The organism is Kitasatospora sp. NPDC004669, from assembly GCF_040609455.1.
Taxonomy (GTDB): domain Bacteria; phylum Actinomycetota; class Actinomycetes; order Streptomycetales; family Streptomycetaceae; genus Kitasatospora.
In genome coordinates, this window is sequence record NZ_JBEXKB010000013.1 from 143078 (window position 1) to 164483 (window position 21406).

Consider the following 21406-nt stretch of genomic DNA (forward strand, 5'->3'; position numbering starts at 1 on the left):
CCGGCTGCGGGCCGGTCCCTACCTCGTGCACGGACTTCACTTGAGCTGTGCGTACTTGAACTGTGCCTACTTGAAGAAGGCGATGCCGTCGTCCGGCAGGTCGTTGATGTCCTTGATCAGCTGGGCCGGGCTGAGCACCTTCTTCAGCTGCGCGGACATGTACGGGCGCAGCGGCACGTTCGGGGCGGCCTTCTCGCCGACCCAGAGCAGCTCGCCGTTGACGAAGCCGTACAGCCGCTTGCCGCCGGAGTACTCCGGGGAGCCCTCGATCCGGGCCACCGCGTCGGTGGAGACGTCGACCTGCGGCTTGCCGTCGGCCAGCTCGCCGTACCAGATCTCGACCGTGCCGTCGTCACGGACGGAGGAGATCTCGATCCCGCGGGCGCCGGTGGTGCCGTCGGTGTTGCTGGTGATGCGCCAGAAGGCGTGCTCGTTCTCCAGCGGACGGACCTTCTCGCCCTCCTCGTTCAGCACCCAGGTGCGGGAGCGGAACTCCAGGAAGGGCCGGCCGTCGTGACGGATCACGATCTCCTGGCCGAAGTTGCACTTCTCCGTGCCCGGGCCCCCCTCATTAGGCAGAGGGGCGTAGACGCCCGCGCCCTCCCAGGTGCCGAGGAGGAAGGCGAGCGGGACGACGTCCTTGTGGAGGTCAGAGGGGATCTCGATCATGTTCCTGGTCGCTGTCGTGGTCGGTGCGGTCTGCCTCAACCGTACGGCAGGCTCAGCGCTGGCCCTGGTACAGCTTCATCACCGAGAAGATGGCGAACCAGGTGATCAGCACGGCCATGAAGGCCAGCAGACCGTCGAAGAACATTTCCAGACCGGACACGGGGGGCTCCCAGGCGGCGACAGTGTGGTGGATTTTGCTGGCGCTCACTCTATCCGCCGGGCTCCGACGGGTCGCGGTGAGCCCCGCCACGTCGCGGTTCGCGCCCGCGCGCCCCGGCGCCGCCCAAGGTTTCCCCAAGGGATTCCGAGATGACGACAGACGGGGGTGGCGGGCCCTCTAAGGTGGCGCCATGTCGAAGAAGCTCGTCATCAAGGTCACCGCCGGGGCGGACGCGCCGGAGCGGTGCTCGCAGGCGTTCACGGTGGCGGCCGTCGCCGTCGCCAGCGGGATCGAGGTCTCGCTCTGGCTGACCGGGGAGTCCTCCTGGTTCGCCCTGCCGGAGAAGGCGGCGGAGTTCGAGCTGCCGCACGCGGCGCCGCTGCCGGACCTGCTGGAGTCGATCCTGGCGGCCGGCTCGGTGACGCTGTGCACCCAGTGCGCGGCCCGGCGCGGGATCGAGCAGAAGGACACCGTCGAGGGCGTCCGGATCGCGGGCGCGCAGGTCTTCGTCAGCGAGATCATGTCGGACGGCGTCCAGGCGCTCGTGTACTGACGCCCATGGCCTCAGGCCGCTAGGGCCGTCCTCCCGAGGAGTCGCGCGGCTCGTGGTCGGGGCGGTCCCGGTCGTGACCGGGATCGTCCCACTTCGGATCGTCCCAGCGCGGATCGTTCCACCAGTCGTCGTCCGGGTCCCGCTTGTTGGCGAACACCGCGGCGGCGGGCGGGATGACCATCGCGACCACGCACAGGGCGACCGCGGCACCCACCGAGAAGAACCGCACCACGCCCCAGGCCATGACGAACAGGCCCAGGCACACGCCCATCATGGCGTAGTAGAAGCGCCGCCGACGCCTTGCCTGCACGTCTCCACGGTACGGCCGAGGGCCCTGCCGCGGCAGGGCCCTCGGTGTGATCGTCCGACTCGGTCAGACCGCGATCGCGACCTCGACGGCGGTGCCCTGGGAGGCCACCACCTGACGGTCCACGGTCTGGCCCGGGACCAGTGCCCGCAGGGTCCACTTGCCCGGGCGGGCGAAGAACCGGAACTGGCCGGTCGCCGAGGTGGGCACCTCGGCCGTGAACTCGCCGCCCTCGTCCAGCAGCCGGACGTAGCCGTTGACCGGCTCACCGTCGCGGGTCACCGAACCCTGGATGATCGTCTCGTTCGCCACGTCAACTCCTGCCAGGTCCGGGCCGCCGGCCTTCGCACCGCACATGTCTGTCTTCCCTTCTGACTTACCGGTCGAGCCGGGGGCTCAGTTGCTGCCGAGCTCGATCGGCACGCCGACCAGGCTGCCGTACTCGGTCCACGAACCGTCGTAGTTCTTCACGTTCGCCTGGTCGAGCAGCTCGTGCAGGACGAACCAGGTGAGCGCGGAGCGCTCGCCGATCCGGCAGTAGGCGATGGTGTCCTTCGCCAGGTCGATGCCCTCGGCCTCGTACAGGGCCTTGAGCTCCTCGTCGCTCTTGAAGGTGCCGTCGTCGTTGGCGTTCTTCGCCCACGGAATGTTGCGGGCGCTCGGCACGTGGCCGGGGCGCTGCGACTGCTCCTGCGGGAGGTGGGCCGGGGCGAGCAGCTTGCCGGAGAACTCGTCGGGCGAGCGGACGTCGACCAGGTTGAGGTTGCCGATGGCGGCGATCACGTCGTCACGGAAGGCGCGGATCGAGGAGTCGGCGGCCTGCGCCGTGTACTCGGTGGCCGGGCGGGCCGGGACCTCGGAGACCAGGTCGCGGGAGTCCAGCTCCCACTTCTTGCGGCCGCCGTCCAGCAGGCGGACATCGCCGTGGCCGTACAGCTTGAAGTACCAGTAGGCGTACGAGGCGAACCAGTTGTTGTTGCCGCCGTAGAGCACGACGGTGTCGTCGTTGGCGATGCCCTTGGCGCCGAGCAGCGCCTCGAAGCCGGCCTGGTCGATGAAGTCGCGGCGGACCGGGTCCTGGAGGTCCTTCTTCCAGTCGATCCGGACGGCGTTGCGGATGTGGTTCTTGTCGTACGCGGAGGTGTCCTCGTCGACCTCGACGATGACGACCTTCGGGTCGTCCAGGCGGGCCTGGACCCAGTCGGCGTCGACCAGGACGTCGCTGCGGCTCATGGTGATGTTCTCCATCCGAGGGCGGTTGGCGGAAGGTGCTGCTCAGGAGGGGCTGCAGGGGCGCCCGGGCGGATGCGGCCCGAAATCCTGTCCGAATGATGGGACGGAGGAGGTGAACCGGGACGGCCGGGCGGGGAACTGCGAGGTGCGGCGGCAACCGCCGACCGGAGCGGCCGGGCGAGGTCGCCGGAGAGATCGGCGGCGGGCGTCAACTGCCCTGCCAGGACGCCGACTCAGCGCATTCGACACAGACAGGCGGCCACGCGGCACAGGTCGACCGCCCGCCGCTTCGTGAGATCCGTCTGTCGCTTCATGCCGACGATGCTAGGGACACCGACGGCCCGCTGTCATCAGCGTATCGAATAGCGAGATCGAAACGACCGGATGGTGGGATTTGACCTCGACCGGGCCGGGCGTGCACCGGGGAGGGCCCCGGCGGCGGCCCACAACGGGCGGAAACGACACCGCTCCGCGGTCCACGCTGGACAGCGCGTCTCGCGGAGCGGAACGAAGGCGTCGCGGACCCGGCACGGATCCAAGGGGCACGCCCTAGCCCAAGAGCTTGACGCCCTTGCCCTCGAAGGACAGCTGGAGGCCCTCCGGCAGCGGCGTCGCACCGTCCTGCTCGGCCAGCTTCAGCCCGGCCGGCATCGAGTCGAGGGTGAAGCCGGCCGGCTGGATCTTCCGGTTGGAGAGCCCGGCGAACATCTCCGCCAGCGAGCTCAGCTTGAGGCCGTCCACCGTGATGGTGTTGCCCTGGTTGTGCACGGTCGCCTCACCGACCGACACCGGCCCCAGCGAGGCCTTGATCTTGCCCGGCCCGCCGTACGACAGGCTCAGCCGGGAGTTCCCGCCGACCGGCATCGGGGCACCGCCCAGCAGCTCGGAGGCCGGCGGCAGCAGCTGAGCGAGGTCCTGGTAAGAGATCACGCCGCTGCCGGTGCCGTTGCCCACGGTGGCGCTGTCCAGGTCGTCGCCCACCGAGACGCCGGAGAGCTTGGCCTTGAAGGAGTGCAGCGCCACCTGGTGGCCGTTGTTCTGGACGGTCAGGCCGTCCGAGGAGATCCGGACGTCGTCCAGCCGCCGCGAGAGCACCTGGGTCAGGAACGGGAAGCCCTCGATCGTCACGTCCGGCCGCTGACTCATCTGGCCGCTCTTCACCATCCGGTCGGCGGCCTCGTCCTCGGCCACTCCGACCGCGATCCGGTCAGCGCCCACCAGCAGCCCGGAGAGCACCACCAGGCCGATCGTCGCCTTCAGCCATCCGCGCATCGTGTCCCCCGTCGTCGCCGGTCGCTGTCGTCGTCCGCTGTGGAATGTCGCTGTTCCATGGCGGCCGCCCTGATGCGACCGCTCCCGCACGACCGTACGACGTCCCGCCCCGGAACGTGGTTCCGGGGCGGTGTGACGTACCCCGGCTCAGCCGGCCAGCAGGTCGGTGGCGATCCAGATCAGCGGCGCGGACACCGCCAGCGGCAGCGCCACGCCCGCCGTCATGTGCACGAAGCGGGACGGGAAGTCGTACGCCGCGACCCGGCGGCCGACCAGCGCCCCCAGCCCGGCCAGCGACCCCAGGGCCATCGGCGCACCCACCAGGAAGCCCAGCAGCACCGCCGCGACCAGGCCCAGCACCGGGCCCAGCTGCTTCGGGCCGGGCAGCGGCGCCGCCGCCAGCAGGGTGGCCAGCGCGACCGCGCCCACCCCGGCCGGCACCCAGTCGGCCAGCAGCAGCATGGTGCACAGCGCCGTCACCACGGTGGCCGAGCCGAGCACGGTCAGCGCGTAGAACCGCTCCTTGGGGTCCGAGGGACGGAACGTCTGCAGCACCAGGACCAGCAGGAAGAACCCGCCCAGGGTGCCCACCACGGCCGCCACGCCGCCGCGGGAGTCCGCCAGCAGCACGGCCACGTCGGCGGTGAACCCGGCCAGCGCGGCGAGCAGGATGCCCTGACGGGCCGGCCACATGCCGTTCAGCCGGAACCAGCCGGCCGCCGTCAGCAGCTGCAGCAGCGCGACCACCAGGGCCAGCGCCACCTGCCCCAGCGCGGCGCCGCCGGCCAGCAACGCGGCCGCGCCGGCGGTGATCAGGGCGGGCTGCAGGCCCGGGTCGATGATCGGCGAACCGGTCCGACCGCGTGGGGCGGCGGGCGGCGGCGTCACCGGCTGCGGCTGCGCCGGGACGGCCGCGTACGGCTGGGCGCCGGGGGCGCCGGTCACCTGGCCGGGCACCGGGGCGGTCGGGCGCTTGAGCGTCATGGTCGGCGGGTCGAAGCCGGGCCCGGTGGGCGGCACGGGCGCAGCGGGCGGCATGGGCGCAGCCTGGTGCGGAGCGGGCTGCGGCGTCGGGGCCCGGTGCCGGGCCCGGGACGGCGGCTGCTGCGGCTGCGCCGGGGGCTGTCCGAAGTGCTGCGGCGGGGCGACCGGCATCGCGCCGGAGACCGTGACCGGCGGCAGCAGTGTGGTGGCCGCCGCGTCGTCCAGCGGCGGGACGGGCGGCAGCAGGGTGGTCGCGGCCGCGTCGTCCAGCGGGGGCACCGGCGGCAGCAGCGTGGTCGCCGCCTCGTCGTCCACCGGATAGCCGTACGGGTGCTGCTGCGGGTGCGGCTGCTGGTGCGGATAGGGCTGCTGGGGCTGCTGCGGCCAGTTGCCGTAGCCACCGCCGTGGTTCGGGTTGTTCATGTCCGTCACGCCGCTCAGCCTCCCGCGAACGGCGGGAGGACCTCGACCGTCCCGCCCTCGGTCAGGGCGACGGTCGCATGGTCCCGGCCGCCCACCTGGGCGCCGTCGACCAGGTACGAGCAGTGCCCGAGCAGCTGGACGAGCTTCGGCCGGGCCGCGTGCCGTTCCTTGGCCGCCGCCAGCGCCTCCGCCAGGGTCTGCGCCTCGTACGGCTCCTCGGCCAGCCCGGCCTCGGACTTCGCCGCCGCCCAGTAGCGGATCGTCCCGCGCACCCGGGCGCCGCTCGCGGGCTCGGTGGTCGCGCCCATCGGGCCACCCCTTCCGTTCGTCCTCGCCCGGCCCCGGTGACCCGGTCCGGCTCGCCATCGGGGCCGCCGCCCGACCACCCGAACGATGGACCCGCGCAGCGCCGCCGATGTGCGTCCCATGATGGCGTGTCCGCCGTCGCGACCGGCAATCGCCCTGGCCGGACGGGTGTGCGGCGGCGCTCGAAGCTGTGTCCAGACTCACCCGGCGCACGCCCGGATTGGGCGAACCGCCGGATTCGCGCACTCCCGGCGCGGGAGCGGGTCGGCTATCCTCGACCACCAAGAGGGATCCGGGCAGAGTCGCCCCCGGGTCCTTTTGTGCTTTCAGGACGCCAGTACGGACATTCTTGCGATTCGTCGGCCCACCCCCGGCGCGCCGCAGGAACCGCCCCGCTTCTCGCGGCACAAGGACGTGCCGGGTCGGCGGGGTGTCGTTCACCCGGCGCCGGGCCGCCACCCGGTACCGGACCAGACCGGAGGGTTCGCGGGATGAGCAGGGCAGAAACGGTGCGCCAGGGGTTGCGGGCCCCCCGGCGCGAGCGCCGTCGCGCCTCCTGGTCCCCCCGTACGCCCTGGGCGCCCTTCCCCCTCACCCTCCCGTCGCCCACCGCCGCCCCTGCCGGGACGCGCTGCGCGCGACGCTTTCACGATCGTGCGCCATCCGGCTGTGGCGGCAGCCGTCATGCGACCGCGACGACCCGGAAAGGGGACCACCGGGTATGAGTTCTCTCCTCCTCCTCACCAACGCGCTGCAGCCGTCAGCAGAGGTGCTGCCGGCGCTCGGCCTGCTGCTGCACAACGTCCGGGTGGCCCCCGCCGAGGGATCGGCCCTGGTGGACACCCCCAGCGCGGACGTCATCCTGGTCGACGGGCGACGTGACCTGCCGCAGATCCGCAGCCTCTGCCAGCTGCTGCGCTCCACCGGCATCGGCTGCCCGCTGATCCTGGTGGTCACCGAGGGCGGCCTGGCCGCTGTAACCGCCGAGTGGGGCATCGACGACGTCCTGCTGGACACCGCCGGCCCCGCCGAGGTCGAGGCCCGGCTGCGGCTGGCGCTCGGCCGACTCCAGGTGGCCGTCGACGACAGCCCGATGGAGATCCGCAACGGCGACCTCTCGGTCGACGAGGCCACCTACTCCGCCAAGCTCAAGGGCCGGGCGCTCGACCTCACCTTCAAGGAGTTCGAGCTGCTCAAGTACCTCGCCCAGCACCCCGGCCGGGTCTTCACCCGGGCACAGCTGCTGCAGGAGGTCTGGGGCTACGACTACTTCGGCGGCACCCGGACGGTGGACGTCCACGTCCGGCGGCTGCGCGCCAAGCTCGGCGTCGAGAACGAGCAGCTGATCGGCACCGTGCGCAACGTCGGCTACCGCTTCGTCGTCCCGGAGAAGTCCGAGAAGGGCGAGCGGCCCGAGCTCGCCCAGCGCCCCTCCGCACCACTGGAGGCCTAGGGGGGCCTGGGGACGTGTCTTGTGGATCTTTGCCGGATCCGACAAGCCCCACAAGACACGCCCTGTACCCGGTCGCCGGGCGGGCCGTCCCCCGCCCGGCTCGTCCGGATTGCGCCCGGTGCGCCCCGGGGCGGCGACAGGTCCCACTGCCGTCCCGGAGGCCACACGCGTAGACTCCATCCGTGGCCAAGGTGACGCGCGACGATGTAGCCCGACTGGCTGGGACCTCGACCGCGGTCGTCAGCTACGTGATCAACAACGGGCCGCGCCCGGTCGCGCCCGCGACCCGGGAGAAGGTCCTCGCGGCGATCGAGCAGCTCGGCTACCGGCCGAACAGCGTCGCCCAGGCGATGGCCTCCCGCCGCACCAACCTGATCGGCATGGTCGTCCCGGACGCCCGCCAGCCCTTCTTCGCCGAGATGGCGCATGCCGTGGAACGGGCCGCCTCCGAGCGCGGCAAGCTCGTGCTGATCGGCAACTCCGACTACGTGGACGACCGCGAGGTCCACTACGTCCGCGCCTTCCTCGGCATGCGGGTCTCCGGCCTGATCCTGGTCAGCCAGGGCCCCTCGCAGCGCGCCGCCGAGGAGTTCGCCGCGATGGAGGGCGCCAAGGTGGTGCTGCTGCACCGCCGACCCGAGGCGATCGACGACGTCGCGGTGGTCACCGACGACGTGGGCGGCGCCGAGGCCGTCGTCCGCCACCTGCTGGAGGAGCACGGGCACCCGTACGTGGCCTGCTTCGGCGGCCCGGTCGAGTCCCCCGCCCCCGGCGACCCGGTCATCGACCACGTCGAGGGCTGGCAGCGCGCCATGGACGCCCACGGCATCCCCACCGAGCCGTACCTGATCGACGCGCCCTTCCACCGCTACGGCGCGTACGACGTCGCGCTCGGTCTGCTGAGCTCGCCGGACCGGCCCCGGGCGATCTTCTGCTCCACCGACGACCAGGCCATCGGTGTGCTGCGGGCCGCCCGTGAGGTCGGCCTGCGCGTCCCCGAGGACCTCGCGGTGGCGGGCTTCGACGACGTGCCCGAGGCCGCGCTCGCCGACCCGCCGCTGACCACCGTCGCCTCCGACCGCGACGCGATGGCCCGGGCCGCCGTCGAACTGGTGCTGGACGACTCGCTGATGGTGCCCGGCTCGGACACCGAGCGGGTCCGCAAGTTCCCGGCCCGCCTGGTCATCCGCCGTTCCTGCGGCTGCGACGGGGCCGCGCCCGGCCGGGCCGCGGCGGAATAGCCGATTCCGTTCCGCAGGCGGCCTGACCAGGGTTTATGAGAAGCCAACGGGCTTCTCGGATCCTTCTGAGCCGCTTCTCATCCGGTCCTCATCCACCGGGCGGAGCTTGGTCGGCATGAGCGAACAGCAGCAGCACCCCGGCGAGCACCACGACGACCCGTACCGACCCCGCGTGATCGAGGGCACCGTGCTCGGCGGCGGCACCGCGGGCACCGGCGACACCGACCCGCGCGCCGGGTACACCTACCGCGAGGACCACTCCGGCGGAAGCTTCGACGGACCGCCCCCTCCGCCGCCCATCCCGCCCGAGCCGACCACCGTCCTCGGCCACCCCGCGGGTCCCGAAGGCCCTGAAGGCCCCGGCCACGGCAGCCGGGCCCGGCGCGGCCTGCTGCGCGGACGCCTCGCCCTGGTGACCGCCGTCGCCGCGATCGCCGCCGTCATCGGCGGGGTCACCGGCGGGGTCATCGCCGCCGACCGGCAGTCCTCCGGCAACCACGTCGGCGCCATCGCCAGCCCGGTCTCCGCCCGCTCCGACGGCAGCGCCAACGTGCCCGCCATCGCCGCCGCCGTCTCGCCCAGCGTCGTCCAGATCACCGTCAAGAACGGCAACGGCACCGCCACCGGCACCGGCGTCCTCCTGAACACCGGCGGCCAGATCCTCACCAACTTCCACGTGATCGACACCGCGGCCGACGGCGGACGGATCACCGTCACCTTCAAAAACGGCTCCACCGCCCCCGCCACCGTCACCGGCACCGACAAGAAGCTCGACGCCGCCGTGATCACCGCCACCGGCGCCAAGAACCTCACCCCCGCCGTCCTCGGCGACTCCTCCGCCATGGCCGTCGGCGACCCCGTCGTCGCCATCGGCAACCCCGACGGCCTCACCGGCACCGTCACCTCCGGCATCATCAGCGCCGAGAACCGCGACGTCACCGTCCAGCTCGACGAGGGCAGCACCAGCGGCAACGGCGGCTTCGGCTTCCCCAACCTGCCCGGCCTGCGCGGCACCCTCCCGCAGCAGCAGAACAGCGGCGACACCACCACCTACAAGGCCTTCCAGACCGACGCCGCCCTCAACCCCGGCAACTCCGGCGGCCCGCTGATCAACGCCAACGGCCAGGTCATCGCCATCAACTCGGCCATGTACGCCCCCAACGGCGCCAACTCCACCGCCGGCGGCGGCAGCAGCACGGCCGGCAGCATCGGTCTCGGCTTCGCCATCCCGATCAACGACATCAAGCAGGTCCTGCCGAAGCTCGAAGCCGGCCAGAACCTGTGAGCCACAATCCGTAAGAACCGGTAAGAGTCCGCACGACGGACAATTGCTCCCAGCAGGCCCTCCACCCGACGAGAAAGGGCACCAGCCCATGACCCCGTCCGCCGACGACCGCACCCCCGCCGAGGCCGCCCACCCCTCCGCCCGGCTCCTCGTGGTCGACGACGAACCCGCCCTCCGGGACGCCCTGGAGAGCAGCCTCGCCTTCGAGGGCTACGAGGTCACCACCGCCACCGACGGCTACGAGGCACTGGAGTCCGTCGAGCGCGACAAGCCCGACCTCGTCCTGCTGGACATCATGATGCCCCGGATGGACGGCCTCACCGCCGTCCGCCGGATGCGTTCCCGCGGCGACGCCGTCCCGGTGCTGATGCTCACCGCCCGCGACGCCGTCGGCGACCGCGTCACCGGCCTCGACGTCGGCGCCGACGACTACCTCGCCAAGCCCTTCGAACTCGACGAACTGCTCGCCCGCGTCCGCGCCCTGCTGCGCCGCAACGCCCTCGCCGCCGAGGCCGCCGCCCGCGCCGCCGCCGAGGACGAGAGCGAGGTGCTCGCCTTCGCCGACCTGCGGATGAACACCGCCACCCGTGAGGTCACCCGCGCCGGCAAGCCGGTCGAACTCACCCGCACCGAGTTCATGCTGCTCGAGATGTTCCTCTCCCACCCCCGCCAGGTCCTCACCCGCGAACAGATCCTCAAGGCGGTCTGGGGCTTCGACTTCGAGCCCTCCTCCAACTCCCTGGACGTGTACGTGATGTACCTGCGTCGCAAGACCGAGCAGGGCGGCATGCCGCGCCTCATCCAGACCGTACGAGGCGTCGGCTACGCCCTGCGCCCGGCCGCCGGCGCGAGCGCGTGAGCGAGCGAGCCTTCAAAAGGGGCGCATGGGCGCATGCCCCTGCCGAGCGAAGCGAGGCGGGCGCATGAGCACTGTCCCGCCTCCGCCGCTGGCTCCGCCCCGCGCGCCCGGCCGCCGCAAGCGCGTCGTCCACTGGCTCCGCTCACGCTCGCTGCGCGGCCGCCTCACCTTCCTCAGCGCGGCCGCGGTGGCGGTCGCGATCGCGATGTCGGCGCTGGCGTGCTGGTTCATCGTGGAGAAGCAGTTGTACGGCCAGGTGCGGACGGATCTGGCGTCCGCGCCCCCGGCCGCGGGCGGCGTACGTAGCCTCAGCTGCTACCCCACCCCGGAGGACGCGCTGGAGCACCAGCGCGGCGGCAGCATGCCGGAGATCAGCGGGGCCGTCCCCCGGGACACCCAGTTCCTCTCGGCCGCAGGAACCTGCCTGCCCCCAGGGGCGACCAAGGCGATCGTGACCAAGCCGGACGACCTCGCCGCCCTCCGACTCAAGCCCGGACAGTCGACCATCCGGAACGGGCGATACACCAACGGTGAACCCGCGATGATTCGGCTGACCGCCAGCCACAACTTCACGACACCTGTCGTCGTGATGGTCGCCACCCCCACCCAGCCCATTGAGGACTCCCTCCAGGGCCTCGCCATCCTCCTCGGCGCCGTCTCCCTCGGCGGCATCCTCCTGGCCGCCGTCGCCGGGCGTCTGGTGGCCCACTCCTCCCTCAAGCCCGTCGACCAACTCACCGACGCCGTCGAGCACATCGCCCGGACCGAGGAGGTCGGCACCACCATCCCCGTGCACGGGGACGACGAGATCGCCCGCCTGTCCACCTCCTTCAACTCGATGAGCACCGCCCTCGCCAACTCCCGTGAGCGGCAGACCCGGCTGATCGCCGACGCGGGCCACGAGCTCCGGACCCCGCTCACCTCGCTGCGCACCAACGTGGACCTGCTGATCCGCAGCAACGACACCGGTCGCCCGCTGCCCCCGGCGACCAAGACCAAGCTGCTCGGCAACATGAAGGCGCAGATGCAGGAACTCACCGTCCTGATCGGCGACCTGCTCCAGCTCTCCCGCCCCGACTCGCCCAAGACCGGCCCGAACCTGACCGTCGTCGCACTGCACGAGATCGCCGGGCGGGCCCTCGAACGGGCCAAGCTGCGCGGGCCGGGGCTGGTCTTCGAGACGAGCGCCGAGCCCTGGTACGTGCACGGCGACGCGGCCGGGCTGGAGCGGGCCGTGATCAACCTGCTGGACAACGCGGTCAAGTACAGCCCGCCCGGCGGCACCATCGAAGTAGGGCTCCAGCAGGGCGTGTTGACCGTCCGCGACCACGGCCCCGGCATCCCGCCGGACGAGTTGCAGTACGTCTTCGACCGGTTCTGGCGCTCCCCCTCCTCACGCCAACTGCCGGGCTCCGGCCTCGGGTTGTCGATCGTCGCGCAGAGCGTCCGGGAGGCGGGCGGCGAGGTCACCCTGGGCCCGGCCGGGGACGGCGGCCCCGGCGCGCTGGCCACCGTGCGGCTGCCCGGCGGGCCGGCGCCCGAATAGCGGAAACAGGACGGGCGGGGCGCCCCGACAGCGCCCCGCCCGTCCCTCAGGATCGGCTCACAGTCAGTCGATGTCGCTGCCCGGGCCGAGGACCTTGATCCGGTCCTGCGCCGGCGGCTTCAGCGGCGAGGCCGCCGAGCTGTGGCCCGCCAGGTAGGCCGTGAAGACGTCCAGGTCGGAGACGCCGACGAGCTTGTCGGTGCCGGCCGCGAAGGCCGGGAAGCCGTCGCCGCCGCCGGCCAGGAACTCGTTGGCCGCGACCCGGTACTTGCCGGCCGGGTCGACCGGCGCGCCGTTCAGCCGGATCGAGTCGACGACGACCCGGTCCGCGCCGGTCTTGCGCATGTCCAGGGTGTAGTGCAGGTTCGAGGAGGCCTGGAGGACCTTCGGTGCGGCGTCGTTGAGGCCGCTCACCTGCTGCTGGAGCAGCTGGACGAGCTGGGCGCCGGTCAGCGTCTTGACCTGCATCATGTTGGTGAACGGCTGGACGGTGAACGCCTCGCCGTAGGTCACCACGCCGTCGCCCTCACTGCCCGAGGCCTTGTAGACCAGGTCGGAGCGGATGCCGCCGGGGTTCATGAAGGCGACCTGGGCCCCGCCCTTGGCGGCCGGGGCGAGCCCCTCCAGCTGCGCGTCGGCGATCAGGTCGCCGAGCGGCTTCTCCAGGTCGCCGCTGCCGCGGCCGTTGATGTCCGAGGAGATGTAACCGATCGGCCGGTTGGCGATCGGGGCGGCCAGCTTGGCGTAGTGGCTGATCAGCTCCGTCATGTCCGGAGCCTTCTCGACCGTGCGGCGCACCACGTGGTTCTCGGCCTTGACCGAGGGGCGCACGATCTCGCCGGTGGTCTTGTCCAGCTTCATGTCGATCTCGGTGAACAGCCGGCCGAAGGAGGCGGCACTGGTCACCGAGCGCGGCACGCCGTTGGGGTCGGGGATGGTGCAGGCGTACGAGTTGTGGGTGTGGCCGGTGATGATCGCGCCGACCGACGGGTCGATCTTCTTGGCGATGTCGACGATCGGCCCGGAGACGCCCTGGCCGGCCGGGCCGCAGTCGTAGTTGTAGACGCTGCTGGCCGGGTAGCCGCCCTCGTGGATCAGCGCGACGATCGAGTTGACGCCCTTGGACTTCAGCTCCGCGGCGTACTTGTTGATCGTGGTGACCTCGTCGGCGAACTTCAGGCCCTTGACGCCCTCGGCGGTCACGATGTTCGGCGTGCCCTCCAGGGTGACACCGATGAAGCCGATCTTCACGCCCTGCGACTTGGTCACCCAGTACGGGGGCAGCAGCGGCTTGCCGGTCTGCTCGTCGGTGACGTTGGCCGACAGGTAGTTGAAGTTGGCGCCCTTGAAGGTGCGACCGGGCTCGTAGCAGCCGTCGGTCGGGTGGCAGCCGCCCTCCTGCTTGCGCAGCAGCTCGGCCGCGCCCTGGTCGAACTCGTGGTTGCCCACCGAGGTGACGTCCAGGCCGAGCTTGTCCATCGCCTCGATGGTCGGCTCGTCGTGGAACAGCGCCGAGGTCAGCGGGCTGGCCCCGACGATGTCGCCGGCCGCGACGGTGATCGAGTCGTCGGCCGGGATCCGGGCCTGGCGCAGCTCGGTGGCCAGGTACTCGATGCCGCCGGCCGGGGTCGAGACGACCTGACCGGTGGCCGGGTCGGTCTCCTTGATCGTGCCGGAGGACCCGGCCGGGGGCTCCAGGTTGCCGTGGAAGTCGTTGATCGCCAGCAGCTGGAGGTTGACGGTCTTGTGACGCTTGGCGTTGGCGTCGGCGGCCTGGGCGGCCGTCGGCACGGCGACCGTGCCGAACAGACCTGCGGCGGCGACGACGGCGAGCGCCGTCCGTCGTGATCTGACGGTGAGCATGAAGGTCCCCTGCACCTCGGAGGAGCACCGGCGGCGGACAGCACCGGGCGTTCGGGCATGTGTTGTGCGTGTGCAGCCTAGGCTCAACGCGCGTAGCTGTCAGGGCGTCGGACGTCACAAGAGGATTACCTACTGACGAACCGTCGTCGTCCGAGCGGTGCGCGGACTACGGAGGAACCGCCCCGACTCCCGGCCCGACCGCCGGTCAGACCCCCGGCTCGGCCGCCAACTGCCGTTCGGCCCGCACCCGTTCGGCCACCGCGTCCTCGGTCATCGCGCGGTCGGTGTACACCAGCGGCCGCTCGGTCTCGGTGATGATGTGTTTGACCACCTGGACGTTGCCGTTGACGTCCCAGACCGCGATGCCCGGCGACAGGGTCGGGATGATCTCCACCGCCCAGCGCGGCAGGCCCAGCACCCGGCCGGTGGCCCGCGCCTCCTCGGCCTTCTGCATGTAGATCGTCCGGGTGGAGGCCATCTTCAGGATCGCCGAGGCCTCCCTGGCCGCCGCGCCGTCCACCACGTCCGACAGGTGGTGCACCACCGCGACGAAGGAGAGCCCGAGCCGTCGGCCGAACTTCAGCAGCCGCTGGAACAGTTGGGCCACGAACGGGCTGTTGATGATGTGCCAGGCCTCCTCGACCAGGAAGATGCGCTTCTTCCGGTCCGGCCGGATCCAGGTGTGCTCCAGCCACACCCCGACGATCGCCATCAGGATCGGCATCGCGATCGAGTTGCGGTCGATGTGCGAGAGGTCGAAGACGATCAGCGGCGCGTCCAGGTCGATGCCCTCGGTGGTCGGCCCGTCGAACATGCCGCGCAGGTCGCCGTCGACCAGCCGGTCCAGCACCAGCGCCACGTCCAGGCCCCAGGACTGCACCTCGTCCACCGCCACGCCCAGCGACTCCACCGAGGACAGGTCGGGGTTGCGCAGGGTGTCGATGATGTCGTCCAGCACCGGCTGACGATCCTTCACCGAGGCCGCCACATGGGCGTGCGCGGCCTTCAGCGCGAACCCGGCCCGCTCCTCCAGGCCGCGCCCCATCGCCACCTCGACGATGGTGCGCAGCAGCGACAGCTGACCGGTCTGGGTGATCGCCGGGTCCAGCGGGTTGAGCTTCACCCCGCCGTCCCGGGCCGCCATCGGGTCCAGCCGGATCGGCTTTATGCCCAGCGCGTTGGCGATCAGGTTCCACTCGCCGACGCCGTCCTCACCCTGCGCGTCGAGCACCACGACCTGGCGGTCGCGGAACCTCAACTGCCGCAGCACGTACGTCTTCTCCAGCGCCGACTTGCCGTTGCCGGACTCGCCCAGCACCAGCCAGTGCGGGGCCGGCAGCTGCTGCCCGTACAGCTGGAAGGGGTCGTACACGTACCCCTTGCCGCTGTACACCTCACGCCCGATGATCACGCCCGAATCACCCAACCCCGGTGCGGCCGTGGGCAGGTAGACGGCCTGCGCCTGGCCGGTGGAGGTGCGCACCGGCAGCCGGGTGGTCTCCACCTTGCCGAACATCAGGCTGGTGAACGCGTCGGTGAGGTTGCCGAGCGCCATGGGCGGCCTCCTGGTGCCAGCGGTAGGGGTGGACGAGCGCGGTGGGTGGAACGGCGCAGTGGGTGGACGAGCGTGGCGGTCAGCGGCGGATGCCGGTGGCGAACGGCAGGGTGTTGACGAAGGCCCGGTGGTGCTCGCGGTCGCACCACTCCAGCTTGAGGTAGCTCTTGCCGGCCGAGGCCCGGATGGTCCGCTTGTCGCGGGCCAGCGCGTCCGGGTTGCGCGAGGAGACCGTGATGTAGCCGACCAGGTTCACCCCGGCCGCGCCGGAGGCCAGGTCGTCACCGCGCTGGTCCACCCGGCCGGTGTGGGCCAGGTCGCGCGGGTCGACCGTGCGGTTCATCTTGGCCGCGCGGCTGGCCTCCGCCTCGTCGTTGGTCTTCTCGGTCAGCATCCGCTCGATCGCGACGTCGGTGGGCTCCAGGTCCATCGTCACCGCGACCGTGCGGATCACATCCGGGGTGTGCACCAGCAGCGGCGCCAGGAAGTTGACGCCCACCGGGGTGAGCGGCCACTCCTTGATCCACGCGGTGGCGTGGCACCACGGCTCCCGGGTCGCCGACTCGCGGGTCTTCGCGCTCAGGTACTGCGGGTGGGTCGCGTCCAGCTCGGCCGGCCAGGCGTTGCGCCGGGACATCGCCTGGATGTGGTCGATCGGGTGGTCCGGGTCGTACATCGAGTGCAGCAGCGAGGAGAGCCGGGCCTGGCCCAGCGGCTGGCGCACCCGGATGTCCGCCTCGGCCAGCCGGGCGCAGATGTCGGTCAGCTCGCGGGCCATCACGGCCGCCAGCCCGTCGTCGTCCCGGGCCCGCCCGCCGGTGGCGGTGCGTCCCATCGCGTGCGCCTCGGCGGCCAGGTCACGGGTGTAGTGCATGCAGGCCACCAGGTACGCCCGGTGCTGCTCCGAGGAGGTCGACACCATCGACTGCAGCTGGTCGTACGACTCCTTCAGCCAGCGCGGGGCGTCGTGGTCGCCGCGCCGCTCGACGTCCTTGGCGTGCGCGTCAGGGTCGGCCGGCAGGGTGCGGGCCAGGATCTGCAGCCGGGTCACGAAGCCGTCGCCGTTGGCGACGTGCTTCAGCAGCGTGCCGAAGCGGTCGACCAGCGCCTCCTGGTCCTCCGAGTCGCGCAGGCCCACACCCGGGCCCTCGATCTCGATCGCGGCCGTCACCGTCCGCCGCTCCAGGTGCATCAGCACCCCGACCTCGTCCGGCCCGAACGGCGCGGTCAGCCAGCGCAGCCGCCCCACTCCGGGCGGCGGGCCGATCTCCACCTCACGGCCGTCCATCCGGGTGCCCGCGTCCATCGCGTCCGACCGCCACACCGCGCGCCCGCTGCGGACCGTCCGGCGGTAGGTGCGGTTGATCTCCACCCACTTGTAGAACGTCCGCTTGCGGTACGGCACGTAGACCGCCGCGATGGCCAGCGTGGGCAGGCCGATCAGACCGGCGATCCGCAGCCCCAGGATCGGCATCAGCAGACCCCAGAGCATGCCGAGGAACGCCCCGAAGATGATCAGCAGGATCTCGCCGGACTCCCGGTTCCGGCCGATCGGCGCGTTCGGGCGGGCCTTGCCGATCAGGTAGGTGCGGCGCTGGTGCACGTACGGCTGGGCGTACTGGGCACCGTACTGGCCGAGCGGTTCGCTGCTCACTTACCCGTCACCCTCCCTTCGCTGGATTGCTGTCGCGGATCGGAACCGGAGCCTGCGGCGGCCCGGCCTGCGCGGGTGGCGTCGGCGTCCGGCCGGCGTGCGCGGCGATGCCCGGCGCGACCGAACCGCCGCCCGCACCGCCGCCACCCGCGCCGGCCGCCTGCGGACCGCGGTCGCCGTGGGTGGTGATGCCCTGCTTCATCAGGTTCGCGGTGCCGTTGATCATCGCCGAGCCGGCCTGCACGGCACTGGCCCGGGCCCGACGCATGTTCAGCATCTCGTCGCCGAAGGTCGGGACGAAGCGGTACACCGCGGCGCTCGCGAAGATCGACAGGAACAGGATCGCCAGCCCGGACAGCACCCGGGAGAAGTCGTCGTTGGCCCCGGCGCCGGTCGCCACCGCACCCGCCAGACCCAGGATGATCACGATGATCGGCTTCGCCAGATCCACCGCCAGCATCATCCCCGCCCACCGGCGCACGTGCTTCCACAGCTGCCGGTCCACCAGCCCCGCGTACACCGCCGTCCCCAGCAGCGCGCCCACGTACAGCATGGCCGCCCGGATCACCAGCTCGATCCAGAGCACCGCCGCCGCCAGCACCGCGACCAGCGACACGATCACCAGGATCAGCGGGCCGCCGCCGACGTCCCCCTTCTCCAGGGTGTCGGCGAACCCGCCCAGGTACGTCCCGGTGTCCGACTTCGTGCCGACCGCGATCGCCTTGGTCAGCCCGTCCGTCACGCTCACCACGGTGTACAGGATCAGCGGCGTGAACGCGGAGGCCACCACGGTCAGCCACAGGAAGCCGATCGCCTCCGAGATCGCCGTCGTCAACGGTGCCCCGCGCACCGCCCGCTTGGTCACCGCCAGCAGCCACAGCACCAGCGTGATCACCGTCGACACCGCGAACACCACGGCGTACTGCTGCAGGAACGACGCATTGGTGAAGTCCACCTGCGTCGTCCCGTCGATCGCCCCCGACAGCTTCCGCACCACCCACGCCGCCGCCTGGGCACAACCCTTGGCGAGCGAGCCGAGCGGATCGGTCACGTTGTTGACGGTGCCGCCGCCGGGCAGCGAGCCGCCGCCGGGCTTGTCGACGCAGAGGATACCGTTCCCCGAGATCGGCAGGTCAGGGCAGTTGGGGTTCGCCGTACCGGTGGGTGTCGGCGTCGGCGACGGCTCGGCGAACACCCGCTGGGCCGCCAGCATCGCCGCCACCTGAAGCGTGGCCAACACACCGGCCACAGTGCCTGCGCGGCGTGCGGTGGACCGGCGTGAGGTCTGGTCAACGGGCATAGCGGAACCCCCCGAACTGCTGGACGGCGCCGGTGATCTCCTCGGCGGTGGCGGCCTGCTGGTCCCCCGGCATCGGCGCGGGGCCCTGCCTGCTGGTGAAGTCGGTGAGCTTCCAGTCGCTGCCCGCCCAGTGGAGCGAGAGCGTGAGGGTGAACCAGTTCGCGGTCACCGGCTGGACGGAACGTTCGCCGGCGAGGCCGGTGAGGCCGGTGCACCACACCTCGACCTTGGCGTCCCCGTCGTTGTAACCCGTCGACTTGGTGCCGACCGGGACGGTGCGGCTGACGAAGGTGAGGCCCTTGGGGGCCCGGCCCTGGGCGTCGAGGCCGTAGCGGGCGGCGGTGTCGCCGCCGAAGCCCTGGTCCAGCCGTCCCTGCAGCGCGCCCACCGCGCCCGGGTCGGCGATGGTCGCGACGATGGTGTGGCGGCTGTCGGCGCGGAACATGTCCGCGGAGCCGATCGCCACCGCGTAGTTGGTGGCGGCGGACTGGGCGCCCTGCTCGGTGTGCGGGAAGCCGGACGCGATGCCGTTGGCTGTGGTGCCGACGGGCTGGTCGCCGCTGGCGGCCGGGCCGGCGCCCGAGGAGGCGCTGGGGGCGGCGCGGTCGGCGGAGCTGCCGCCGCTGCCGGGGTCGGGTCTGCCGCGGTTGGCGATGGAGATGGCGACCACGAGCAGGGTGACGACCACGAGAACGGTCAGCAGTGCGCGCAGCGGGCGCGACTGACCGAGGGTCGGCGGGGAGGAGGGCTGTTCGCCGATCGGCAGCCGCGTACGGGTGTGCGGCTGGTCGTCGGACAACGGCACGGCGGCCCTCCTGGTGCGGGGAGCCGCGGGCGGCTCCGGGGGCCCTCCGCCCGGGGGCGGGCGCGGACGGAGGGTGGGAACGGGGGGGTGGACTCCTGGGCGGGTCGGCCACTGGGAAGGTACGGGCGGGGACCTGTCCTCAGGCGGGCCGGGTCACTGCTGTCCGATCGTCAGATCGCCATGCCGTAGACAATGGTGAACAGAGTGCCGAGTGATCCAATGATGAACACGCCGGTCAGCCCGGCAATGATCAGCCCCTTGCCCTGTTCGGCGCCGAAGCTGTCGCGCATCGCGGTCGCACCGATCCGCTGTTTGGCGGCACCCCAGACCGCGAGGCCGAGGCAGACGAGGATGGCGACGGCCATGATGACCTCGACCATCACCCGGGCCTCCGAGCCGAGGCTCGCGAACGGCCCCCAGTCCGGGGCGATTCCGCCGATGATGGTGTCGATGTTCGGCTTCTTGGGTGGGTCATCGGCCAGGTGGCCGACCGCATAGGTGTGCACGCTGCTCAGGTTCATTTCCATCTCACCGCCCGATCAGGCAAATTCAAGGGCCCGGACCCCGCCCGCGCGAAGGGTCGGAACCTATTCTTGGCCGGATCTGATGTCGACTTGGCTACTTCTCGCGGATTGGTCGTGAGGCATCGGACACGTACGCGAGGATGTCCACCGTACGAAGGATAGCGCTCACTCCTTGTATCTCTGATGATTGCGGTGAGCAACGCCTTCCGGGACACTTCGACTGACGATTCGTCGGGATGGTGCTGATGGTACTCCGGAGGGCCGGTACGGCCGCCGTCGCCGCGGGAGTTGTCGCGTTCGGGTTCATCGGCCTGGTGACGATGGGGACGTATGCGGCAAGTGGGACGCCGCAGCAGTCGGCGAATCGTTCCACCCTCTCTCCGGGAACCGTTCCGGCCGCTTACCAGGACGCGATCCAGAAGTGGGGATCGCTCTGCCCGGAGATCTCCCCGCCGATGCTCGCGGCGCAGCTGTACCAGGAAAGCGGTTTCGACCCGAAGGCCCAATCCGGCGTCGGGGCGCAGGGAATGGCGCAGTTCATGCCGGACACCTGGCCGATGTACGCCACGGACGGTGACGGGGACGGCAAGAAGGACGTCTGGAACCCGTACGACGCGATCGCCTCGGCGGCGGTCTACGACTGTGCGCTCGCCAAGGACGTCGCCGGCGTACCGGGCGACCCGCAGGCCAACATGCTGGCCGCCTACAACGCCGGCCCGTACGCGGTGACGAAGAACAGGGGCATCCCGCCGTACAAGGAGACCCAGGGCTACGTGCGGAACATCCAGGCGATGGCGCGCAGTTTCACCGCGCCGACCGCCCCGCTGGAGGTGTCCGCGCAGTCGGCCGCCGCGATCTACTTCGCGCAGACCAAGCTCGGTACGCCGTACCTGTGGGGCGGTGACGGCCTGCCCTCGCAGAACGGGCGGTTCGACTGTTCCGGGCTCAGCAAGGCCGCATACGAGACCGTGGGCATCAACCTGCCCCGAGTGGCCAACGACCAGTGGTACGCCGGCCCGCACCCGTCGCGCGATCAGCTGCGACCGGGGGACCTGGTGTTCTTCGCGACGGACCTGAGCGATCCGCGCAGCATCCACCACGTCGGGATCTACGTGGGCGGCGGCTACATGATCAACGCGCCGCACACCGGGGCGGTGATCCGCTACGACAAGATCGACACCCGGGAGTACATCGGCGCGACCCGGGTCACCTCGGACGGTGCCCAGGCGCTGCCGACCCGCAACGACAACGGCGCGGTCAACGCCCCGAGCCGCCCTGGCAGCACGGCCCCCGCCGCGCCCACGGCCGCCCCGGCGGACGCCACGGGCCAGCCCTCCCCCGCCCGTCCCGCCGTGGCCGCCCCGCCCGCTCCGACCGGGCCCGGCCTCCCGGTCGGGGGCGGCTGAGCCGGCCG

General features: G+C 71.6%; 21 protein-coding genes. 7 read left to right on the plus strand and 14 right to left on the minus strand.

Annotation, left to right across the window (positions count from 1 at the left end; genetic code table 11):
- Positions 1–66: 66 nt before the first annotated feature.
- Positions 67–669 (minus strand): FABP family protein, encoded by a 603-nt coding sequence (locus ABZW30_RS14235; protein WP_355671367.1) that lies wholly within the window; start codon positions 667–669, stop codon positions 67–69.
- Between the two features lie 350 nt (positions 670–1019).
- Here ABZW30_RS14235 and ABZW30_RS14240 point away from each other — a divergent pair, with 350 nt between their 5' ends.
- A complete protein-coding gene (locus ABZW30_RS14240; RefSeq protein ID WP_355671368.1) occupies positions 1020–1382 on the plus strand; it encodes a DsrE family protein in 363 nt (120 codons plus the stop codon).
- A gap of 19 nt (positions 1383–1401) precedes the next feature.
- On the opposite strand, the gene ABZW30_RS14245 is transcribed toward ABZW30_RS14240, so the two are convergent.
- From ABZW30_RS14245 to ABZW30_RS14275, 7 genes are all read right to left on the minus strand, one after another.
- Positions 1402–1692, minus strand: a complete 291-nt coding sequence (locus ABZW30_RS14245) for a DUF3099 domain-containing protein (protein WP_355671369.1) — start codon at positions 1690–1692, stop codon at positions 1402–1404.
- Positions 1693–1755: 63 nt separating this feature from the next.
- Positions 1756–2046: a DUF1416 domain-containing protein gene (locus tag ABZW30_RS14250; protein WP_030059605.1), complete on the minus strand. Its 291-nt coding sequence runs from the start codon at positions 2044–2046 to the stop codon at positions 1756–1758.
- A 39-nt stretch (positions 2047–2085) separates the two neighbouring features.
- Positions 2086–2922, minus strand: a complete 837-nt coding sequence (locus tag ABZW30_RS14255; RefSeq protein ID WP_355671370.1) for a sulfurtransferase — start codon at positions 2920–2922, stop codon at positions 2086–2088.
- Positions 2923–3155: 233 nt separating this feature from the next.
- Entirely contained in the window at positions 3156–3236 is an 81-nt protein-coding gene (locus ABZW30_RS14260; protein ID WP_350517234.1) for an Ms5788A family Cys-rich leader peptide, read from the minus strand.
- A gap of 235 nt (positions 3237–3471) precedes the next feature.
- On the minus strand, positions 3472–4194 hold the full coding sequence (locus ABZW30_RS14265) for a DUF2993 domain-containing protein (RefSeq protein ID WP_355671371.1): 723 nt from the start codon (positions 4192–4194) through the stop codon (positions 3472–3474).
- 147 nt (positions 4195–4341) lie between these two features.
- Positions 4342–5610, minus strand: a complete 1269-nt coding sequence (locus tag ABZW30_RS14270) for a hypothetical protein (RefSeq protein ID WP_355671372.1) — start codon at positions 5608–5610, stop codon at positions 4342–4344.
- Between the two features lie 5 nt (positions 5611–5615).
- Positions 5616–5909, minus strand: a complete 294-nt coding sequence (locus ABZW30_RS14275; RefSeq protein WP_355671373.1) for a MoaD/ThiS family protein — start codon at positions 5907–5909, stop codon at positions 5616–5618.
- Between the two features lie 719 nt (positions 5910–6628).
- On the opposite strand from ABZW30_RS14275, the gene ABZW30_RS14280 reads away from it, so the two are divergent.
- The 5 genes from ABZW30_RS14280 (at position 6629) to ABZW30_RS14300 (ending at position 12291) form a co-directional block, all read left to right on the plus strand.
- Positions 6629–7360, plus strand: coding sequence for a response regulator transcription factor (locus ABZW30_RS14280; protein ID WP_355671374.1), 732 nt, complete (start codon positions 6629–6631; stop codon positions 7358–7360).
- Positions 7361–7542: 182 nt separating this feature from the next.
- Complete coding sequence (locus ABZW30_RS14285; protein ID WP_355671375.1) at positions 7543–8601, plus strand: LacI family DNA-binding transcriptional regulator; 1059 nt, start codon at positions 7543–7545, stop codon at positions 8599–8601.
- Positions 8602–8716: 115 nt separating this feature from the next.
- Positions 8717–9886, plus strand: a complete 1170-nt coding sequence (locus tag ABZW30_RS14290) for a trypsin-like peptidase domain-containing protein (RefSeq protein ID WP_355671376.1) — start codon at positions 8717–8719, stop codon at positions 9884–9886.
- An 88-nt stretch (positions 9887–9974) separates the two neighbouring features.
- Entirely contained in the window at positions 9975–10745 is a 771-nt protein-coding gene (locus ABZW30_RS14295) for a response regulator transcription factor (protein ID WP_355671377.1), read from the plus strand.
- Between the two features lie 64 nt (positions 10746–10809).
- Entirely contained in the window at positions 10810–12291 is a 1482-nt protein-coding gene (locus ABZW30_RS14300) for a HAMP domain-containing sensor histidine kinase (RefSeq protein WP_355671378.1), read from the plus strand.
- Positions 12292–12354: 63 nt separating this feature from the next.
- Here ABZW30_RS14300 and ABZW30_RS14305 read toward each other — a convergent pair whose 3' ends face one another.
- The 6 genes from ABZW30_RS14305 to ABZW30_RS14330 form a co-directional block, all read right to left on the minus strand.
- A complete protein-coding gene (locus ABZW30_RS14305) occupies positions 12355–14154 on the minus strand; it encodes a bifunctional metallophosphatase/5'-nucleotidase (protein WP_355671379.1) in 1800 nt (599 codons plus the stop codon).
- Between the two features lie 205 nt (positions 14155–14359).
- Positions 14360–15709: an ATP-binding protein gene (locus ABZW30_RS14310; RefSeq protein WP_355671380.1), complete on the minus strand. Its 1350-nt coding sequence runs from the start codon at positions 15707–15709 to the stop codon at positions 14360–14362.
- Positions 15710–15788: 79 nt separating this feature from the next.
- A complete protein-coding gene (locus ABZW30_RS14315) occupies positions 15789–17363 on the minus strand; it encodes an SCO6880 family protein (protein WP_355671381.1) in 1575 nt (524 codons plus the stop codon).
- 7 nt (positions 17364–17370) lie between these two features.
- Positions 17371–18576: a hypothetical protein gene (locus ABZW30_RS14320; RefSeq protein ID WP_355671408.1), complete on the minus strand. Its 1206-nt coding sequence runs from the start codon at positions 18574–18576 to the stop codon at positions 17371–17373.
- A 76-nt stretch (positions 18577–18652) separates the two neighbouring features.
- Positions 18653–19468: a hypothetical protein gene (locus ABZW30_RS14325; protein ID WP_355671382.1), complete on the minus strand. Its 816-nt coding sequence runs from the start codon at positions 19466–19468 to the stop codon at positions 18653–18655.
- A 170-nt stretch (positions 19469–19638) separates the two neighbouring features.
- A complete protein-coding gene (locus ABZW30_RS14330) occupies positions 19639–19989 on the minus strand; it encodes a hypothetical protein (RefSeq protein ID WP_355671383.1) in 351 nt (116 codons plus the stop codon).
- Between the two features lie 248 nt (positions 19990–20237).
- Between ABZW30_RS14330 and ABZW30_RS14335 the strand changes: the two genes are divergently transcribed.
- Positions 20238–21398: a bifunctional lytic transglycosylase/C40 family peptidase gene (locus ABZW30_RS14335; RefSeq protein WP_355671409.1), complete on the plus strand. Its 1161-nt coding sequence runs from the start codon at positions 20238–20240 to the stop codon at positions 21396–21398.
- Positions 21399–21406 lie beyond the last annotated feature (8 nt).

Excerpts from the sequence above, each read along its gene's own strand:
- ABZW30_RS14235 (WP_355671367.1), bottom strand. The coding sequence starts at position 669 with ATGATCGAGATCCCCTCTGACCTCCACAAGGACGTCGTCCCGCTCGCC.
- ABZW30_RS14240 (WP_355671368.1), top strand. The coding sequence starts at position 1,020 with ATGTCGAAGAAGCTCGTCATCAAGGTCACCGCCGGGGCGGACGCGCCG.
- ABZW30_RS14250 (WP_030059605.1), bottom strand. The coding sequence starts at position 2,046 with ATGTGCGGTGCGAAGGCCGGCGGCCCGGACCTGGCAGGAGTTGACGTG.
- ABZW30_RS14255 (WP_355671370.1), bottom strand. The coding sequence starts at position 2,922 with ATGAGCCGCAGCGACGTCCTGGTCGACGCCGACTGGGTCCAGGCCCGC.
- ABZW30_RS14260 (WP_350517234.1), bottom strand. The coding sequence starts at position 3,236 with ATGAAGCGACAGACGGATCTCACGAAGCGGCGGGCGGTCGACCTGTGC.
- ABZW30_RS14265 (WP_355671371.1), bottom strand. The coding sequence starts at position 4,194 with ATGCGCGGATGGCTGAAGGCGACGATCGGCCTGGTGGTGCTCTCCGGG.
- ABZW30_RS14275 (WP_355671373.1), bottom strand. The coding sequence starts at position 5,909 with ATGGGCGCGACCACCGAGCCCGCGAGCGGCGCCCGGGTGCGCGGGACG.
- ABZW30_RS14280 (WP_355671374.1), top strand. The coding sequence starts at position 6,629 with ATGAGTTCTCTCCTCCTCCTCACCAACGCGCTGCAGCCGTCAGCAGAG.
- ABZW30_RS14290 (WP_355671376.1), top strand. The coding sequence starts at position 8,717 with ATGAGCGAACAGCAGCAGCACCCCGGCGAGCACCACGACGACCCGTAC.
- ABZW30_RS14295 (WP_355671377.1), top strand. The coding sequence starts at position 9,975 with ATGACCCCGTCCGCCGACGACCGCACCCCCGCCGAGGCCGCCCACCCC.
- ABZW30_RS14300 (WP_355671378.1), top strand. The coding sequence starts at position 10,810 with ATGAGCACTGTCCCGCCTCCGCCGCTGGCTCCGCCCCGCGCGCCCGGC.
- ABZW30_RS14305 (WP_355671379.1), bottom strand. The coding sequence starts at position 14,154 with ATGCTCACCGTCAGATCACGACGGACGGCGCTCGCCGTCGTCGCCGCC.
- ABZW30_RS14310 (WP_355671380.1), bottom strand. The coding sequence starts at position 15,709 with ATGGCGCTCGGCAACCTCACCGACGCGTTCACCAGCCTGATGTTCGGC.
- ABZW30_RS14320 (WP_355671408.1), bottom strand. The coding sequence starts at position 18,576 with ATGCTGGCGGCCCAGCGGGTGTTCGCCGAGCCGTCGCCGACGCCGACA.
- ABZW30_RS14330 (WP_355671383.1), bottom strand. The coding sequence starts at position 19,989 with ATGAACCTGAGCAGCGTGCACACCTATGCGGTCGGCCACCTGGCCGAT.
- ABZW30_RS14335 (WP_355671409.1), top strand. The coding sequence starts at position 20,238 with ATGGTACTCCGGAGGGCCGGTACGGCCGCCGTCGCCGCGGGAGTTGTC.